Here is a 16,153-nt window from a genome sequence, read left to right as displayed (position 1 = left end):
GTACCCCGAAAACCGGGAAAGCATCCGGTTAAGCTACCGGCATGGAGGGGTCTAACCGGTTCGCCGCGTTTGTAGAGAAGCACGTAAAGCCATGGCAGGCCGTAGTGGGTCTCGCGGTTGGGGTGTTGGCCCTAGCCACAGCTCTCATCGCTGGTACTACCGCGGTCTTCCACCACTTCGACTCTGGCAGTGCACCCGGTCCGCTCGCAGGTGCCGCGGGCGATTCGTCGGACAGCACTTGGGGGCCTAAACGCCGCGTGTTCGAGGAAGTTGATCGTCCGGGGATATCAGTACTCAACTCCGTGGTCGACAGTCAGTACGGCGACGAGCGCAATTTCGTACTAGTTAGACAAACGGGGGGTGAGTGGTCCAACTCTGTCGACATACAACCGGGCAAGAGCTACGACGTTTCCATTTTTGTTAGAAATGACGCCACAGATTTCGAATCGAAGTATACCTATGTCAGAACCACTATCCCTTCAGTGATACCGGGCGATGACCACGAGGCGTACGCCACAGGTTATGCGAGCTCATCATCTTCGCTACCGCCCGACGTGTACGACAGGGCAATTCTCACAAAATCCAGCGAATCGGGAGTTGCACTCCGCTACGTGCCAGACTCGGGAAAAGTGTCGATAGGCGATCAGGAGGTGCAGACGATTCAGGATATCGAATCCTTCTTTGGACCTGAAGGTATCGCGGTGGGCACTTCCGACGAAGATGGTGTGCCGATCCTGGAGGCCGGATCATCCGCCACGGTGACATATTCATTCACTGCGGACTGGCCCAGTTTCGCCTATTCATCATCTGTGCGCATCGCCGGCACAAATCGTTGGCAAAGCAATATCGCAGCGCAACCGGGCGACTCGGTCGAAATCAGACTGGCGTACGCAAATGATGGAAGCACCGAACAAAAGAATGTAGTCCTCAAGAACGTGCTTCCTCGTGAACTAAGCTATGTCAACGGCAGTTCCACGCTCACAAATGGGTCTCACCCAGAAGGCCTCACCATTGGTGATGGCATCAATGGGGCTGGTGTAAACATTGGATCGTACAATCCAGGAGCCAACGCGTTCCTATATTACAGAGCGGACGTTTCCTCAAGCGCCTGCGGAGAACTGCGAATCGATTCCTCCGCGGAAACAAACAACGGAAACAAACGTGGTCAGAGCTTAGTGACCGTTGCTGATTCCTGCTGATCCGGGCCAAAACAACACTGGCGTGCACAGGATCATCGAGCTAACCAAGTTCACACCAAGGCCTTAACGACCGGCAGACGAACGCCACAGTTCATCATCGAGGGTGCATGGACCGCATGACAATCGCCGCCCTTACCCGCTCGACTTTCCGACGCTCTCAGAGACGCTGCAATGCCGTTCGTGCTGGCTCATGACAGTGCGTCGCAAGATGGCCTCTCGTGCGCTAACGTGGGTGTTGTTCGACCGTTGATGAGGGTCACGGTCGAGCGTCCACCCGGCCCCACAGGTCGGTGTCGCTGCGCATCAACATCGCGGTGACCCGAACCTGCGGTGTGTCGTTCCGACGCTCCCGTTAGGACCCTCATGAGATTCACTCCCGTCATTTCCTTCGCACGTGCCCGGACGGCGGCCGTCCGATGACGCGCCGTAAAGACGGTGTGATCGTCCGCGACCTCTACCGCAACGAGATATGGGCGACCGTTGCGTTGTGGTTGTTCGGATTGTTCGTGATCGCAGCCGTGCTCGTCACGGTGGCCGCGGTGTGGGGGTCGGCCCTGGCCGGCGGCGACGGCGAAGTCTCCTACAACCCATTCGCCACGATTCCCGCGTTGCTGAGCGGAGAGGTGGTTTGGCACCCCGCGTCCACAGTCATCGCAGTGGCGCTGGCTGCCGTTCTCGTCATCGCTGCGGGATTCGCGGTGCGGGTAGCGGCGCGGCGTCGGTCGCGCGCGCCGATGCCCACACCGGAAGGTCTCGCAACGAAGACCGACCTGCACCGATCGGGGATGACCGAGAAGAGCGTCCGCCTTCGGGGGCAGGAGAACTCGGCCCGCTACGAGCACACCGCGACACTGGCCGGTGCTGCCGCGTTCACGAAGGACGGCGCAGCAACCCGTCGTCGCGGCTCCGGACGCGACGACACCGCGGTTCCGTCGACCCGCTACGGCGCTCTGCTCGGCCTCGAGCACGCCTCCGGTGTCCCGGTGTGGGTTCAGCACGCCGATTCCCACCTGATCGAGGGGCCGGCGCAGGCGGGTAAGACCTCGCAGATTGTGGTTCCGAACGCCCTTCCCGCGCCCGGGGCGTTGGTGCTGTCCAGCACGAAAGCCGAGATCGTCTATCTGACGTGGTTGCCCCGTTCGCGGCAGGGCACGATCGCCGTGTTCGATCCGGAGAACATCTCGCAGTGGCCGGGCCGGATCAAGTTCTCCGCGGTCGCAGGGTGCGAGGATCCGGATGTCGCGATCCGGCGGGCCGTTGCGCTGGTATCGGCCCGGCCGATGGAAGGCGCGACCGGTGCGGACTTCTTCGAAGGCCGCGCCAAGACGATGCTGCGGTGCTACCTGCACGCCGCGGCACTCGCCGATCTCGGCCTGACCGCGGTCGCCCGCTGGTGCTCGTCTAAAGCGCCCGAGGAAGCGCTGCGCATCCTGAGCGAACACCGACCCGACTGGGCCGAAGCGCTCAGCGGCATCCTCGACTCCCGTGCGGACAAGACCACCGACACCATCGTCCAGGTGCTCTCGTCCATCATGGAACCGCTCGCCTCCCCCGCGCTGCTCGCCGCGGTTGACTGCCCGGCAGAGGAGTCCTTCGACGTCGCGGAGTTCGTGCGCACCAACACAGGCACTCTGTATCTGCTCTCCGAAGGTGGCAACGAGTCCGTCGCGCCGTTCGTGGCGTTGCTCGCGGCGGAGGTGTTCAAGGTCGCCTCGGATTACTCCCAGACCTTGCCCGCACGCAGGATCGACCCGCCGCTCAAGATGCTTCTCGACGAGGTCAACAACGTTGCCCCGATTCCGGAGCTGCCGGAGAAGATGAGCGATTCCGGCGGGCGCGGGATTTCGCTGTGGTGCTTCACCCATAACCGCTCGCAGACCGAGAAGCGCTGGGGGCGAGAGGGTGCTGCCCTGTTCGTCGGATCGGCGAACACCCGGATCGTGCTGCCCGGGTTGCTCGACACCAACGCGCTGCGTGAGATCTCTACGCTGATCGGGCAGCGCGAGGAACTGGTGCTGAACGCTCCCGACAAGAAACGTGACGGGGGAATGACCCAGCAGCGGCAAGGATCGCTGGTGGTGCGGCCGATCATGACCGAGAGCGCGATCCGCGAGATGCCCGACAAGACCGCGCTCGTCATCCGACGCAACTCCAAGGCGGTGATGGTGACGTTGCTCGGCTACTACGAGGATCCCGCAATCGCCGAGATCGTCGCCGAGTCGGAACAATGGGCACTGCGCAGTGTGGCGGCCGGGCGGGTACTCACGCCGACGTCCGCCGACGGAGTCGTCGTGGACGAAGAGTACGGACAGGAGGCGAGGCTGTGACCGATTTCGACGACGTCGCGGACCTTGATGGCGTGGTGCCCACCGCAGGGGACACCGACGGCGAGGGCGCCGATGTGGTGTCGTATCGGTGGGCCGATCTGGACGCCGACCGGGCGGAGGAGCTGTGGGGGCGCCTGACGGTATGGGTCGAGTGGTTCCGGCGGCGGTACCCGGTGCCGGCCGACCTCGCGATCCCGCCGTGCTGGTTCCGGCACAGTGTGGCCGTGGAGGAGCTGACCGCGTTGATGGTCGCCCACGACGCGGCTTACGACAACGGTGAGCCGGGGTCCGATCTCGTTGCGTGGCATGTGATGTGGTGCTGGCCGGTCCTGGGTCGCCTGGGCGGCACCGCCCGGTGGAATGAGTGCTCCCACACTGCCGTCGATGGGTGCGTGTACGTGCCGGCGACGGTTATCGAGGACGTCGACGGCGCGGCCACGTTCATCTACGACGACCTGGGCACCCGATAGACGATCTACGCAGACGACAGCGCACCCCCGAGTCTCCGGGGGTGCGCTGTCGTCTGTGGGGGGTCAGTCGGTGTTCGGGCGCCGGGGGCGCGGCTTGCGATTCTCCGGGTGTGCCCGGGCGGTGTCGACGATGTTCTGCAGTTCCGGATCTGCGAGATACGCCCGCTCGGCCGCGGTCATGACGATCGCCGGTTCGAGGATGACGGTGCCGTCGGATTCTTCGCGGATGAAGTAGCGCTCGTGCAGGTTCTTGACTCGGCTGAGGCTGATGCGGTTGCGGTTGTCGATTTCGGCGAGAACGTCGGGCATGGCGGGATCCATCCGTGACTCTGTGAGGGGGTGTGGAGCGTGATGTCAACGTGTGATGTCGATGGCGCGTGGTCGGGTTGCTGTACCGCAACTGTACCGCTGCTGTCGCGTTTGTCGCAACGTTACGCTTGACACGGCGGTGCATTTGTTACAGTGAAACCATCACACGCCTTCACGACGGGATGCACGATGACGGAAGTCGAATTCGATGACCAGGCCCACGAGACGCTTGTCGCGCTGTATGACAGTGACCCCGGCCTGGCCGACGCCGTGGACGCCATCGCGGATGCGATCGAACGCGACCCCGGAGCGGCAGAGGTGCGCCGACACTTGATTCGCCCCGGCAAGGTGTTCGCACTCCGGGTGCGTCACCCACGCGGCCAAGACGACTACATGCTTCTCTGGTCGCTCGAGAACGAAGTCCCCACCGTTCTTCACATCGGTCCGAACACCTTGCTCGCCTGACCTCCACGGTCAGAGCTGCCGCTCGCTCCCCCGATTCGCACGCTCGCGCTGCACCTCGGCCGCTCGCTCACTTGCTCGCTGGCGTTCGAGCTGCGCCTGTGTGGCGGCGACGTGGGCGGCATCCCGGTACGTCTCACCGTCACGGGTGCCTCGCATGGTCTCGGCCTCCGCGGGGCGGCGGAGCTGCTGCTCGATGCGGCTCGACGAGTCGTCGAGGCCGCCTCTGCGTTCGCTCTCCTCACGTAGGCGGCGTCCGAGTGCGGCGACACTCTCGCGGTCGCGCCCCACTCGCACCGCTGCGGCGTCGGCTCGTTCGGCGACGGCGCGGTCACGCTCGGCGGCTGCGGCAAGCCTGTCGTCGAGAGTGGCTTCCGATCGCGCCGCGGCCTCGATCAGTGCTGCGCGTTGCGCGGGGGACGGCGCCGCCTGTGTCGCTCGGCGCACGTCGTCCGCTGCGGCGAATCGTGCGGCGTTGAGTTGTTCACGCTCGACTGTCAGGTCGGCGATGCGCTCGCGTGCTTCGGCCTTGGCCGCGCCGGCGAACCGCCCGGCCCGTGCGAGGTCCTGCTGCGCGGCGTCGAGCCCGCGGACCGTGGCGGCGAACTTGGCGTCGAGCTGGTCCTTGCGGGCGCGTGCCTTCTCCACGGCCGCCGCCGCCGCCGCGGGTGCTGATACCGCAGCGTGCTCTGCGCGCACCGCGTGGACCGACCGCTGACCCAGAGCCGCGGCCTTCGCGGCACGAGCGAGGCGCATCTGCTGGTCCAGTGTCGCCCGGCGACGCGCTGCGTCCGCCAGCGCCGCATCGAGGTCCTGCTTGGCCAGGAGTCGCAGCGGGTCGCGGGACATCGCCGCTGCGACCTCTCTCGTCGCCGCGTCGGCGCGCGTGGGCAGAGCGGGATCGGTCCGGGTGCCGCGGTCGTCGAGGGCGGGCGTGGGCATGGGCGTCGAGCGATCGGCCGTCTCGGTTGCGGAACCGGGCCGGTCGGCCCTGGGTGCCTCGGTGTCGGCCTTGGTGTCTGCCTGCCTGCGGGTGTCGGGCAGGTCGAGGTAGCCGCGCAGCTCGTCGACGTACACCGCCAGGTCGATGTCGGCGGTGTCGACGGCGAGGGTCTGTGCGAGTGTGCGCACGGCTTCCGCTTCCGTGGTGTCGAAGCGGGCGAGGCTGAGCTCGAGACGGTCCGCGGCTCCGTCCACGGCCTGCGCGGTGTCGACGATGCGGCGGGTCAGTTCGCTCCAGTCACGGTCGGCGAGGGTGTCGGCGACGCGATCGGGCAGCACGGTCCTCGTGGCGGCGAGCACCGCTGCATCCTGCATCGCCAGGGCCGCGTTCCGGTACGCCTGCTGCTGCGGGTGGGTGTAGTCGAGGTCCGTCGCCCACACCGCGTCGGGGCCGTGCGGGTCGATGATCGCCGCGACCATCGCGGTGGCGAAGGTGCGCAGCTCCGTGTCCGCTCCCTGGTGCTGCGGGGGCAGCACGGGCACCGTCGACGAGGCCGCCGGCGTCTGCACGTTCTTGAGGCGGGCGAGGATCGCGACGGGGATGTTGCTGGCGCTGTGCAACCCACGGTCGCTGAGGACGTCGATGACGGAGTCGACGTCGGCGCCGCGGGCGATGGCGTCGCGGACACCGGCCACGGCGGCGTCCCACCCGCGCTGCGCCTTCGCGGTGGTGTGGATCGCGGCCGGGAGCACCGTGTCGAGCAGGTGGCGGGCGTGGGCGTCGCCGAGTTTCGCGGCGGCGGTGTCGTAGTACTCGCGGAACCGGTGCGGGTCCGATGCGCGGGCCAGCCCGGCGCGTAGGTGTTCCACGGCGGCGCGTTCTTCGCCGTCGCGCGCGAGGATGCCGGCGAACACCGTCGTCGGTGTCGCTTCCGGCCCCGGGGCGTGGTCGAGGTCCGGGTCGGGGAGCTGGTCGGTGACGAGGTAGGCGTAGTTACCGGCCTTCCCTCGGGTCATCGCCACGTACGCGGCCTGCCTGTCCACAGCATCGGAGAGCAGTGCGCGGCCGATGTCGACGGTGAGCCCTTGGGCGCGGTGGATGGTGTGGGCGTAACCGAGTTCGGTGTGCCCTTGGGCGTACCAGGCGGGCAGGACGGTGTGCGCGCCGTGCCGGTTGCCGGTGACGGCGATACTGCCGTCCTCTCCGACACCGGTGACGGTCCACAGGTCACCGTTCTGCACGGAGAAGCGGCGGCCGGCGGCGTCGGTGGCGCGCAGCTCGGCGCGGTTGCGTCTGGTGACCACGACGTCGCCGACGTGGGCGCGGGCGGTGTCCGACAGTGGCGCGGAGATTCCGTCGCCCGTGCCGGCTTCGGTGTGGTGGATCGCCTGGGCGGCGGTGTTGAGTTGGCGGACCTGCTCGTTGGTGGGGGCGAGCATCACCGACGACAGACCTGCGCGGGTGTCGGTGAGGTGATCGTCGAGCAGACGCACCCGCAGCTCGTCGTCCGTGCCGCCGATCATCCGGTCGTGTGTGCGGTAGAACTCGATCGCCGTGTCGTCGCCGGTGCGTAGCCCCAGCGACGCGGTCGCCTCCGCGGGGTCGCGGAAGCGCACCACGTCGGCGAGCTCGGGCGCATTCGTCTCGCGGGCGAGCATGCCGAGTGCGCCGCCCGCGTCGACGGCGTTGAGTTGTGCGGAGTCGCCGATCATGCGCACCACCGCGCCGCGCTCGGCGGCCAGGGCCACGAGCTGGTCGAGGTCGCGGGTCGAGGCCATGCCCGCTTCGTCGACGAGGATCAGGGTGCCGCGGTCGATACCGGTCTCGGTGCCGATGCTGTGCCGATGCAGTACGGAGGCGATGGTGCGGCCGGGTACACCGACGTCCTCGCCGAGCACCGTCGCGGCGGCGGCGGACGGTCCCAGCGCGAGGACGGTGCGGCCTTGTTCGTGCCAGGAGTCGACGAGCAGTTTCATCGAGGCGGTCTTCCCGGTGCCGGCGGGACCGATACCGACAGCGACGAGTGTTTCCGCGGTGGCCAGTCGGCGTGCCATCTCGAGCTGTCCGTCGTTGAACACGAACTCGCCGCCCGTGCGGGCGGATTCGAGTGCTTCGCGGCGTGCGCGGGCACCGTCGAACGCGTCCGCCGAGACGGTGAACACCGTCTGGGTGTGGGCGGCGTCGATGAGGCGCTGTTCGGCGTCGAGGACCGCTGCGCAGGAGTAGCGGGATGCGCCGTGGTCGGTGAACACCGACTCCCCCGACGCGCGCGTCAGCGCGGACGGGAGGTCGTCGAGGGTGATGTCGAGGAGCAGTGAGTCGCGGTGCAGGGCGGCGTGGGCGACCTGTTCGACGGCGCGACGGGCGTGGGCCGGGTCGGCGAACCGGACGCGGGAGAGCTCGTCCTCGACGACGGTGCGCACGTTCGCCTCCGTCCACGTCGACCGGGCGGTGGACACGCGGTCGATGACGCGCTGCGCCCACTGCTGCGCGTCGATGTCGGTGACGACGTCGAACGTGGCGGTCGGCGATTGCACCGACGCGAGGAGTGCGTCCACCCCGCCGTCGGCGCCGCGCTCGGCGAGGAAGGTCTCGGCGCGTTCACGCCACTGACCGCGCATCACCGACAGCGACACCGGCGGCGCTTTCCCGGACCGGGTGTCGAGCGTCGCCTGCTGCACGAGTCGGATCTGCTGCGCCTTCGACGGGGTGCGCCCGTGCTCGGCGCGGTACTCCTCGGTCAGCTCGCGCGCGCGGTCCATGATCGCGTCGCGGCGCGAGAACTCCGACAACAGTTCCTGGTCGAACCCGACGATCTCGCGCACCGGACGCTTGCCGTCGGCGCGGGCGCGGTCCTCGAATTGCACGCCGGCGTAGCGGGCAGTCTTGTCCGCGACGAGGGAGTTGTAGCGGGCGGCCGCGGCGACCGCGGCGCGGTGCAGTGGACGCGCATCGAGGGCGCGCCACTTGCCGTCGGCGGTGGTGCGGACCTTGTTCGACACCGCGCAGTGCGTGTGCAGGTTCGGATCCCCCGTGCGGTTGTCGTAGTGCACGAACTGGGCAATGACCAACCCGTCCGTCTCGACCTGCTCGGTCGATCCCTTGCCGCGGCGGGTGAACCCGGCCTCGGCCTGGATCCACTCCAACGTCTCGTTCACCGCTTCGGTGTGGGCACGCTCGACCGCTTCCTTGGCGGCCGCGTCGCCGAGTCCCCACAGGGCGCTGATCGACTTCTGCGGGGTGAACACCAGGTCGTATCCGGCGACGGGGTGACGCACCTTCGACTCCTGGGCGCGGATGAACTCCGTGAGCTCCTTCGGCATTCCGTCGCGTCCGTGCGCGTCGCGGAAGAACGGCTGCGCGACGTCCAGGCGGACACGCTGACGCTCCCCCGCCGACAACGCCTTACCGGCGTCTTTCGCCGCGGCGGCCGTCGCGTCCTTGACGGCGGTGAGGTAGGGCACCTTGTTCTCGAAGCTGGGGAACGGGCGACCGAGCTGCTGCGCGGCGGCGGCGCGGTCGACGTTCTCTCCCGACACCGCGGCGCGGGCGATGTTCGCCTCCGCGTCCGGGTGCAGCCCTTCGCCGAACAGTGCCTTCATCTGCGTCTCGGACACCACACCGTCGACACCGAGTGCGGTCGCTCCGCGGCCGGCCCACAGTCCGGGAGGGGCGCCCTCGGCGGTGTAGTAGTCGGCGATGTTCTGACCACGGGTGACGGTGTGATCGCACGCCGCGACCTGCTTCGTGAGGTAGGTGTATCCGTCGCCCGCGTGCAGGCGGTGCAGCGTCATCACCGCAGACCACCGCCCCTGGCGCCCTGGATCGGTGCCCCTGCGGGGCGTCCTGCCGGGGTGAAAACCCGCCGCTCAGCGACCCGTTCAGGGCACGTCAGGCCCCCTGCGAGAGGGTCGATCGACCGGGGATGCACAGTCCGATAGTGCCGCAGGCGCTCTGCAAGAGCAAATGGTGTGTGGGGTCTGGTTGGGGCGAGGAACGCGATGCTGGGTGACGACGAGGGAGGAATGGTGGTCTCTGGGTCGACAGCGGAGCGGAACGTCGACACGGGTGGGGGTTGTGTTAGGAATCGGCGGGCAAGTGGCGATTGCGGCTAGGGTGACCGGCATGGCGTCCACATCGGCCCGCGTCGCGGCGCGCACCCGCGCACGCGACGCACAGCGCAAAGTCCTCGCCGCCCGCGCCGAACGCGACAAGGCGAACATGGACTCGCTCACCGAGTTCTTCACCGCAGCCGAAGAGATCGAGGCTGCCCGCCGCCGCCAGGCCGGCGCTCTCGCCGCGATCCGTCAGCGGGAGGGAACGCTCACCGCGGCCGCCGCGCTGGCCGGCCTCACCCTCGGCGAAGCGCGCACGCTGCTCGCCGTGCTCACCGCGCCGGACCCGGCGCCCGACGACGACGCCGCGGCGACGTCGAGCACTGACTGTCTGCCGCGCACCGCCGACGCTTCCGACTCGTCCGAGTCGGCGGTCTAGCACCACTGCGGGTGCAAATGCCTCCCCCCGATCCGGCGTTGCACGACCCGGTGCCCGGTCAACTCGCCCTGCCCGGTCTGCCACCGGCCGACGGTCAACTACTCCTACCCGGCTTCGCCGGCGTCGCCGCACCGCCGGCGCGCAGCTCTCACCGCGGGACACCTCTGGCCGCTCCCCCGTCGGCGGCGACGATCGAGCGGTTCCGCTCCAAAGTGGTCGTCACTCCGGGGTGCCATTTCTTCGTCGGGGCCGTGTCCAACCCAGACGGGTACGGGCGCATCAACTTCCTCGACGGCGGCGTCCAGCGCACCATCGGTGCACACCGGTTCGCGCTGATCCTCGCGCACGGCGACCTCGGCCCCGACGTCGTCGGAGAACACGACTGCAACGAGACGTTGTGCGTGCGCGTCGGAGACGGGCACCTCAAGCTCGGCACGCAAGCAGGCAACCTCGCCTACGCCGTCGCCACCGGCCGACACCTCGGACCGACACCGGCGTACGCCGATCCGCGCGGCCGCTACGGTCGCGCACTCGCCATCCGCGACGCACTCGCGCACGGGTACGACGCCGACCGGCTACGCGCCGCGGTCACTGGAACAGACCGCACCGGCGACGGCATGGCAACGCTGTTCTAGGTGTCGTAGGTCTCATTTAGTCTGGCGTCGACCGGTCAAATCGAACGGTCGGTTCTGGAGGTGGGGCTCGTGAGTGCAGATCAGATTCGGCGTGAACTGGAACGCAAGATCAAGGCGCGTGAGGACGCCGAAACCGACTCGGGAAAACACCGGGCGAAGGCGTCCGTGGCGTCGGCCGCGGCGACCAAGGCACGCTTGGACGCCGCTAAAACGACCAGCGCGATGACTGCGAAATCGAAGACCTCGGAAGCGGAGAGGCGCGACAAAGACGCCATGAAGTCGAGCAAGGATGCGGCAACGGCGGACGCGAAAGCTGCGAGCTTGAGGAAGGACGAAGCCAGGATCCGGACACGACTGGCCACCGCCGAGACGTCAGAACGTAAGGCCGCCGAGCAGAAGCAGAAGACGGAGGACAAGCGCGTCGAGCGCGCGCACGCTGCGGAGCGCGACGAATACGAGCGCCGGATCGCCGCCGCGGAAGCAGTTGCCCGACAGGCGCAACACGATGCGACGACGTCTGCTCGGTCCCTCCCCGAACCCAAGCCCGAGAAACTGCGCGTGTTGTTGCTGGGTGCGGACAGCAAGGGCGCAGAAGCCGGCGAGGAGGGTCTGCGCATCGGACGCGAGCACAAACGCATTGCCGCGGCAGTGCGCAACGCGAACCACCGTGATCTGATCGAACTGCAGCCTCGGCCAGCTGCAACGACCGACGACCTCCTCGATGGGATCAGTCAGTTCCGTCCACACGTCGTTCATTTCTCGGGGCACAGCAACAACAGCATCCTTGCTTTCGAGGACGACGAGGACGCACCCCACGACGGGACAATGGTCGCTGGAACTGCGTTCGCGCGCGCCATGCAGGCGACAGACGAGCCACCGACTCTCGTCGTCCTGAACTCGTGCGACTCAGCTGCGCATCTCGACGCGCTCATCGGAGGATTGGTCCCTTTCGCTGTGGGGATGACCGACGAGATCGGGGACAGCGATGCCATCATCTACGCCGCTCGCTTCTACGCCTCGATCGCCAACGGTCAGTCCATCGCGTCGGCTCATGCGGCCGGTCTCGTGCAACTCGAGATGGCTGGGCTCGACCCCGACATCGTCGTCCTTCGGGCTGCCGACGACCTGGACGCGGCCGATGCGTTCCTCGTGAGCGAAACCGATTCCTGACCTGACGCTGTCGCACCCCCGGTGTAGACAGCGGGTCACGACACGTGCGCCGCACCTGGTGGTGCACTTCCCGACCGGGAGGACTCACCATGCTCACACCACTGGCACTGGCCGGCGGCGGACTGCTCATCCTCGGGATCAAGTACGTCGCCGAACATCGCACCGGGCCGCTCGCATGGGTCGCCGGTGCGATCATCTGGCTCGGCACCATCACCGTCGTCGGTGCCGTCATCGCCGCGCTCGTCGCAGGGGCCGCTGTGTTCGCGCTCATCGCTGTGGTGTTCGCGTTCATGATCCCGCTGGCATTGCTCGGCGGGTCAGTCGGCAACGGCAGCCGAGGGGTCTACCCGCGCCGCTACTACTGACCCGGCGGACATGTGCGCGGCGCGGCCGTGCACATGTCGGAGCCATGATTTAGAGTCGTCCGTGTTCGACCGTCGATGAGGGTCACGGTCGAGCGTCCATCACCACCGGCACCACCGCCGCACGGCAGCTCCACCAGTCGTGCGTGTTCGGTTGCGTGTGCCGGTCGACGCTCCCATCTCGAAAGGCCCTCATGTCTGCCATCACCACGCTCGACAAGTCCGCTGTCCTCGCTCGCGCTCGCGAGGCGATCGACACCCGCACTCGATTCGTCGAGACGCTGTTCGACGCCGCCACCGATGCCGCCGCCGCGCACTCCGCGGTCGCCGACGCACGCGACGCCGCCGCGACCGCGGACACCGTGTTCGAGAAGGCGTACCGCGACGCGCTCGCCGCCGGATGGACCGCCGCGGAGCTCAAGGCCGCCGGCCTCCCCACCCCCGCCGCACCACGCCGGTCCGGTCGCCGCAGCACCCCCCGGCGCAGCAAGGCAACGACCCCGACAGTGCCGACACCGATCGATACCGTACCGAGCGACGGCGCGGCCGTCGACGAGCAGGCGACCGCATGACCGGCGCGACCACGGCAATCGAGGCGACGGTGCGGCGGCGCACCCCGACCGGGGAACCCGGCCGCACACCGTTGGCGCACGGGGTGTTCGTCGACGACGTCGGCGCGCACGAGTTCATCCGCCACCAGGTGCAGACGCTCCCCGACCGTGAGGGCGACGACGTGATGATCCAACTCGTCACCGTCGACGGCGATGGCCCGGCACGGCCGACCCGCAACATCGTCGGGTCCACCGAATCGGTACTCGCGGATCTCGACCACCCCGACGAGGCGGCACACGCGATCTCCTCCGTCCTCACCCGCATCGCGCAGACCCGCAGCGTGGACGTCGCCGCGGTGTTGGAGCACGCGGCTGCGTCGGCGGCGGCGAACGTCGGCGGCACCGACACCCTGTTGGCCGCGTCGCCGCAGTCCGAGTCGGCGCAGCACGTCGCCGCACTGGCGGCGTTCGGGACCGACCCGCAGTTGCCGTTGGCGAAGCGGACAGCGCCGGTGGTGCTCTACCTCGAGACCCGCGACCAACAACTCTCCGACTACGGGATCCAGGAACTGTGGCACCGGGACCGGACGAGCATCCGGGCGGCGATGCGGCCGGCCGACCTACCGTCCTCGGCGGTGACCGAGCACGGCGCGGAGCTGGTCGCCGTCGACCGGCTCTACGCCGCGGACACCGACGCCTACCTCGCCGCGTGGACCGCGGCGGCGACGGAGAAGGCGCGGCGGATGGGACTGCGGGAATCGGTACCGGTAGTGGTGTCGACGGAGGAGACGGAGTTCTTCGACGACGGGGATCTCGAACCGATCTACGACCACGCGTTCTCGGTCGCCCCGTTGCCCGGGTGTGGGTACATCCCCGATACGTTCCCGCACCGCTCCCCGGACGGCGGTGTCGACGTCGAGGCGTTCATCACCGCCGAACATGCCGACCACCGCGGGTACCGAGACCGCGCACGCGGCCAGGGCGGCACCGACGAACAGGTGGCGTCGTGACCCGGCGTCACCGAGTCCGCGGCGCGGTGGTCGGCGCACTGTCGGTGTGCGCCATCGTCGTCGCTTGCCGACCACCGGCTGACTTTTCGGTCGCACCGGAGCCGGTCCGCGGGTGGTCGGAGGACGTCGGTGTCAGTGAGGCAGTGACGGTGACGAACGTCGTCGACGGCGACACCGTCGACGTCACCGTCTCCAGCGGTGTGACAGCGCGGGTGCGCGTCATCGGTATCGACACCCCGGAGACGAAACGGCCGAACACACCTGTGCAGTGCTGGGGTCCGGAAGCGACCGACTTCGCCCGCGCCCTGCTCGACGGGCAAGCTGTCCGGATGGTCACCGATCCGAGCCAGGACGAGGTGGACGACTACGGCCGGCTCCTGCGGTACCTGGTCCTCCCCGATGGGCGGAACTACTCGGTCGCGGCCACCGAGGCTGGCGCAGCGCGCCCGTACGTCTACGACCGCAGCAATCCGCCCACCGCCGCGGTGGACATCAACGACGCCGAGAACCGCGCGCAGGCAGCGGGTGCCGGTCTGTGGGGACCGCCCTGCAACGGCGGTGCATGAGCGTCGACGTCCGTCCTTCGCACCTTGTGTGCGGGCCGCTGTGTCTGCGGGACGTCGACAGGGTTGGATGGCGTTCCAAGACCGATCAGGACGAAAAGGATGCAGCGGACGATGAGCGCCACGACGCCGACAGCGATGTCGAACATGAACATGCCCGGCTACGTCCTCGCGGCGCTGTCGTCATTGGCTCTGGTCATCAGTGCGCTGGGTCCGTGGGCGACGAACAGGTTCCCGTCGGCGTCGGCGGCGGGGACGAGCACACCCGACGGGAAAGTCGTTCTCGGCCTGGGTGCGGCGGCGCTGCTCTTGGTGTTCGTGCGCGCGGTGTTCGCCTCTCGCACGGTGATGGTTCTTGCCGCGTTGTGTGGAGTGCTCGGTGCTGTTGTCGGGGTCGTCGACATCATGGACACCGGTCGCCGGATTGCAGCGGGGTCCGGTGCGGTGGCGTCGACGGCCGAGGTCGGGTGGGGGTTGTGGCTGACGCCGATCGCATCGGCGGGTGTCATCGTGGCGTCGATCATCGTCGCGTCCACCACTCGTTCTCGCTCGACATCCGGAACGGCACCATCGGGAGCGCGTGCGGTGACGCCGCAGCGTTCCGGTGTTGCCGCGTCGCCGACCAACAAGCTCTACGCCGCTGCCGGGATCGCTCTACTCGTCGTCGCCACCGCTCTCCTGGTCACGACGGCGATCATCGGCCTCACCTGAACAGGCGGGACGGTCGCGAGAAGTTGGTGTCAGCCGACGAAGGCCGCACCCCTCGTCCGGGGCGCGGCCTTCGTGCGTGCTGCGGGTGATTATTCGGCGAGCTTGGCGATCGACTGTGCCCACAGGAAGTACTTGTTGCGGCCGAGGTCCCCGATCGTCTTGATACCGAAGGCGGCCTTGAGGTGCTCGGCGTCGCCCGGGCTGACGCCCTGCAGGGCGTCGACGGGTGCGTCGACCAGTTCGGTGAGCGCCTTGTCCTCGTACGCCTTGTCGAGCTTGTCGGCGATTCCAGCCATGAAGTTGCCTCCTGCGTCTCGGGGTGGGCCGTCCCGTGTGGGTGCCGGCCACCACAGGTTACGGACCCGGTCAGCTCGTTTCGGCGTTCGTCGATACGACTGTCCGCGAGAACGACGAAAGCCGCAGACCAGTGGTCTGCGGCTCGTCGTGCGGGACGGTGTTCGCCAGTGCGCCTCTCGGCAGGTGGCCGCTCGTAGCGGCGAAGGGGTGGTACCCGGGGCATTGGGATCGAACACCGTCACTCTGACTAACTGTGTGGGCGCCGGCTGTATTCCGGCGTCGGCGTAGCGCGGACGGCGTGTGGTTGGGTGGCGCGCATGACGAAGTTGATGGCGTGGGCGGCGCTGGCGGGTGCGGTGATTGGTCTGGTATTCCTGGGGGCCGGAGTGGTCGCGGCGCGCGCGTATCTCGACAGCGACAGCAGCGATTACTACGGCGGCTCGTATGCACCGTTGACGGACCTTGAATCCACGTCAGCGTTCGACACCAGCTTGGGACTGGACTGGGCCGCGAACTGGTGGGATCTGTTGACGCTCCCGTGGTGGAGCTACCCGCTGATCGGTGCCGGATCCGCGGCGGTGCTGTCGGTTCCGTTCGCGATCGTCGGTGTGCGTGTCAGCCGTGTGGGTCGATGACGGCACACGGGGAAC

16 protein-coding genes are annotated in these 16,153 nt (G+C 68.0%); 13 read left to right on the top strand and 3 right to left on the bottom strand.

From position 1 onward, the window contains the following. The first annotated feature begins 41 nt into the window (after nucleotides 1-41). The 3 genes from HQ325_RS03135 (at nucleotide 42) to HQ325_RS03125 (ending at nucleotide 3,996) form a co-directional block, all read left to right on the top strand. Entirely contained in the window at nucleotides 42-1,199 is a 1,158-nt protein-coding gene (locus HQ325_RS03135) for a DUF11 domain-containing protein (protein ID WP_222626663.1), read from the top strand. 416 nt (nucleotides 1,200-1,615) lie between these two features. Next, entirely contained in the window at nucleotides 1,616-3,526 is a 1,911-nt protein-coding gene (locus HQ325_RS03130) for a type IV secretory system conjugative DNA transfer family protein (RefSeq protein WP_222626662.1), read from the top strand. Further along, nucleotides 3,523-3,996 carry a hypothetical protein gene (locus HQ325_RS03125; RefSeq protein ID WP_222626661.1) on the top strand — a complete coding sequence of 158 codons (474 nt, stop codon included), beginning with the start codon at nucleotides 3,523-3,525 and terminating at the stop codon, nucleotides 3,994-3,996. Before HQ325_RS03130 ends, HQ325_RS03125 begins: the two co-directional genes overlap by 4 nt. A 63-nt stretch (nucleotides 3,997-4,059) precedes the next feature. Here the strand turns inward: HQ325_RS03125 and HQ325_RS03120 are convergent, their stop codons facing one another. Continuing rightward, nucleotides 4,060-4,305 (bottom strand): hypothetical protein, encoded by a 246-nt coding sequence (locus HQ325_RS03120; RefSeq protein WP_222626660.1) that lies wholly within the window; start codon nucleotides 4,303-4,305, stop codon nucleotides 4,060-4,062. 189 nt (nucleotides 4,306-4,494) lie between these two features. Here HQ325_RS03120 and HQ325_RS03115 point away from each other — a divergent pair, with 189 nt between their 5' ends. Next, the gene (locus tag HQ325_RS03115) at nucleotides 4,495-4,770 is read left to right on the top strand and encodes a hypothetical protein (RefSeq protein ID WP_222626659.1); all 276 of its coding nucleotides are present in this window, start codon (nucleotides 4,495-4,497) and stop codon (nucleotides 4,768-4,770) included. A 9-nt stretch (nucleotides 4,771-4,779) separates the two neighbouring features. Here the strand turns inward: HQ325_RS03115 and mobF are convergent, their stop codons facing one another. Next, nucleotides 4,780-9,504 (bottom strand): MobF family relaxase, encoded by a 4,725-nt coding sequence (mobF, locus tag HQ325_RS03110; RefSeq protein WP_222626658.1) that lies wholly within the window; start codon nucleotides 9,502-9,504, stop codon nucleotides 4,780-4,782. Nucleotides 9,505-9,835: 331 nt separating this feature from the next. Between mobF and HQ325_RS03105 the strand changes: the two genes are divergently transcribed. The 8 genes from HQ325_RS03105 to HQ325_RS03070 all read left to right on the top strand — a co-directional run bounded on the left by HQ325_RS03105 (nucleotide 9,836) and on the right by HQ325_RS03070 (nucleotide 15,206). Then, nucleotides 9,836-10,204 (top strand): hypothetical protein, encoded by a 369-nt coding sequence (locus tag HQ325_RS03105; protein ID WP_222626657.1) that lies wholly within the window; start codon nucleotides 9,836-9,838, stop codon nucleotides 10,202-10,204. A gap of 17 nt (nucleotides 10,205-10,221) precedes the next feature. After that, nucleotides 10,222-10,839 carry a hypothetical protein gene (locus HQ325_RS03100; RefSeq protein WP_222626656.1) on the top strand — a complete coding sequence of 206 codons (618 nt, stop codon included), beginning with the start codon at nucleotides 10,222-10,224 and terminating at the stop codon, nucleotides 10,837-10,839. A gap of 165 nt (nucleotides 10,840-11,004) precedes the next feature. After that, nucleotides 11,005-12,009 (top strand): CHAT domain-containing protein, encoded by a 1,005-nt coding sequence (locus tag HQ325_RS03095; protein ID WP_308014236.1) that lies wholly within the window; start codon nucleotides 11,005-11,007, stop codon nucleotides 12,007-12,009. A gap of 89 nt (nucleotides 12,010-12,098) precedes the next feature. Further along, on the top strand, nucleotides 12,099-12,374 hold the full coding sequence (locus tag HQ325_RS03090; protein ID WP_222626654.1) for a hypothetical protein: 276 nt from the start codon (nucleotides 12,099-12,101) through the stop codon (nucleotides 12,372-12,374). A gap of 191 nt (nucleotides 12,375-12,565) precedes the next feature. Then, complete coding sequence (locus HQ325_RS03085) at nucleotides 12,566-12,943, top strand: hypothetical protein (protein ID WP_222626653.1); 378 nt, start codon at nucleotides 12,566-12,568, stop codon at nucleotides 12,941-12,943. After that, nucleotides 12,940-13,932 carry a hypothetical protein gene (locus HQ325_RS03080; protein ID WP_222626652.1) on the top strand — a complete coding sequence of 331 codons (993 nt, stop codon included), beginning with the start codon at nucleotides 12,940-12,942 and terminating at the stop codon, nucleotides 13,930-13,932. The genes HQ325_RS03085 and HQ325_RS03080 overlap by 4 nt, the downstream gene beginning before the upstream one ends. Next, nucleotides 13,929-14,498 carry a thermonuclease family protein gene (locus tag HQ325_RS03075; protein WP_222626651.1) on the top strand — a complete coding sequence of 190 codons (570 nt, stop codon included), beginning with the start codon at nucleotides 13,929-13,931 and terminating at the stop codon, nucleotides 14,496-14,498. Before HQ325_RS03080 ends, HQ325_RS03075 begins: the two co-directional genes overlap by 4 nt. A 111-nt stretch (nucleotides 14,499-14,609) precedes the next feature. Then, the gene (locus tag HQ325_RS03070) at nucleotides 14,610-15,206 is read left to right on the top strand and encodes a hypothetical protein (protein ID WP_222626650.1); all 597 of its coding nucleotides are present in this window, start codon (nucleotides 14,610-14,612) and stop codon (nucleotides 15,204-15,206) included. Between the two features lie 89 nt (nucleotides 15,207-15,295). Here HQ325_RS03070 and HQ325_RS03065 read toward each other — a convergent pair whose 3' ends face one another. Beyond that, nucleotides 15,296-15,502, bottom strand: coding sequence for a hypothetical protein (locus tag HQ325_RS03065; protein WP_222626649.1), 207 nt, complete (start codon nucleotides 15,500-15,502; stop codon nucleotides 15,296-15,298). 318 nt (nucleotides 15,503-15,820) lie between these two features. On the opposite strand from HQ325_RS03065, the gene HQ325_RS03060 reads away from it, so the two are divergent. Beyond that, nucleotides 15,821-16,138 carry a hypothetical protein gene (locus HQ325_RS03060; RefSeq protein WP_222626648.1) on the top strand — a complete coding sequence of 106 codons (318 nt, stop codon included), beginning with the start codon at nucleotides 15,821-15,823 and terminating at the stop codon, nucleotides 16,136-16,138. Nucleotides 16,139-16,153 lie beyond the last annotated feature (15 nt).

It is taken from the genome of Rhodococcus sp. BP-349, from assembly GCF_019835845.1.
GTDB lineage: Bacteria > Actinomycetota > Actinomycetes > Mycobacteriales > Mycobacteriaceae > Rhodococcoides.
This window is presented reverse-complemented; position numbering and strand designations above follow the sequence as displayed.

Excerpts from the sequence above, each read along its gene's own strand:
- HQ325_RS03130 (WP_222626662.1), top strand. The coding sequence starts at position 1,616 with ATGACGCGCCGTAAAGACGGTGTGATCGTCCGCGACCTCTACCGCAAC.
- HQ325_RS03105 (WP_222626657.1), top strand. The coding sequence starts at position 9,836 with ATGGCGTCCACATCGGCCCGCGTCGCGGCGCGCACCCGCGCACGCGAC.
- HQ325_RS03090 (WP_222626654.1), top strand. The coding sequence starts at position 12,099 with ATGCTCACACCACTGGCACTGGCCGGCGGCGGACTGCTCATCCTCGGG.
- HQ325_RS03080 (WP_222626652.1), top strand. The coding sequence starts at position 12,940 with ATGACCGGCGCGACCACGGCAATCGAGGCGACGGTGCGGCGGCGCACC.
- HQ325_RS03060 (WP_222626648.1), top strand. The coding sequence starts at position 15,821 with ATGACGAAGTTGATGGCGTGGGCGGCGCTGGCGGGTGCGGTGATTGGT.
- HQ325_RS03135 (WP_222626663.1), top strand. The coding sequence starts at position 42 with ATGGAGGGGTCTAACCGGTTCGCCGCGTTTGTAGAGAAGCACGTAAAG.
- HQ325_RS03070 (WP_222626650.1), top strand. The coding sequence starts at position 14,610 with ATGAGCGCCACGACGCCGACAGCGATGTCGAACATGAACATGCCCGGC.
- HQ325_RS03065 (WP_222626649.1), bottom strand. The coding sequence starts at position 15,502 with ATGGCTGGAATCGCCGACAAGCTCGACAAGGCGTACGAGGACAAGGCG.
- HQ325_RS03120 (WP_222626660.1), bottom strand. The coding sequence starts at position 4,305 with ATGCCCGACGTTCTCGCCGAAATCGACAACCGCAACCGCATCAGCCTC.
- HQ325_RS03100 (WP_222626656.1), top strand. The coding sequence starts at position 10,222 with ATGCCTCCCCCCGATCCGGCGTTGCACGACCCGGTGCCCGGTCAACTC.
- HQ325_RS03085 (WP_222626653.1), top strand. The coding sequence starts at position 12,566 with ATGTCTGCCATCACCACGCTCGACAAGTCCGCTGTCCTCGCTCGCGCT.
- mobF (WP_222626658.1), bottom strand. The coding sequence starts at position 9,504 with ATGACGCTGCACCGCCTGCACGCGGGCGACGGATACACCTACCTCACG.
- HQ325_RS03115 (WP_222626659.1), top strand. The coding sequence starts at position 4,495 with ATGACGGAAGTCGAATTCGATGACCAGGCCCACGAGACGCTTGTCGCG.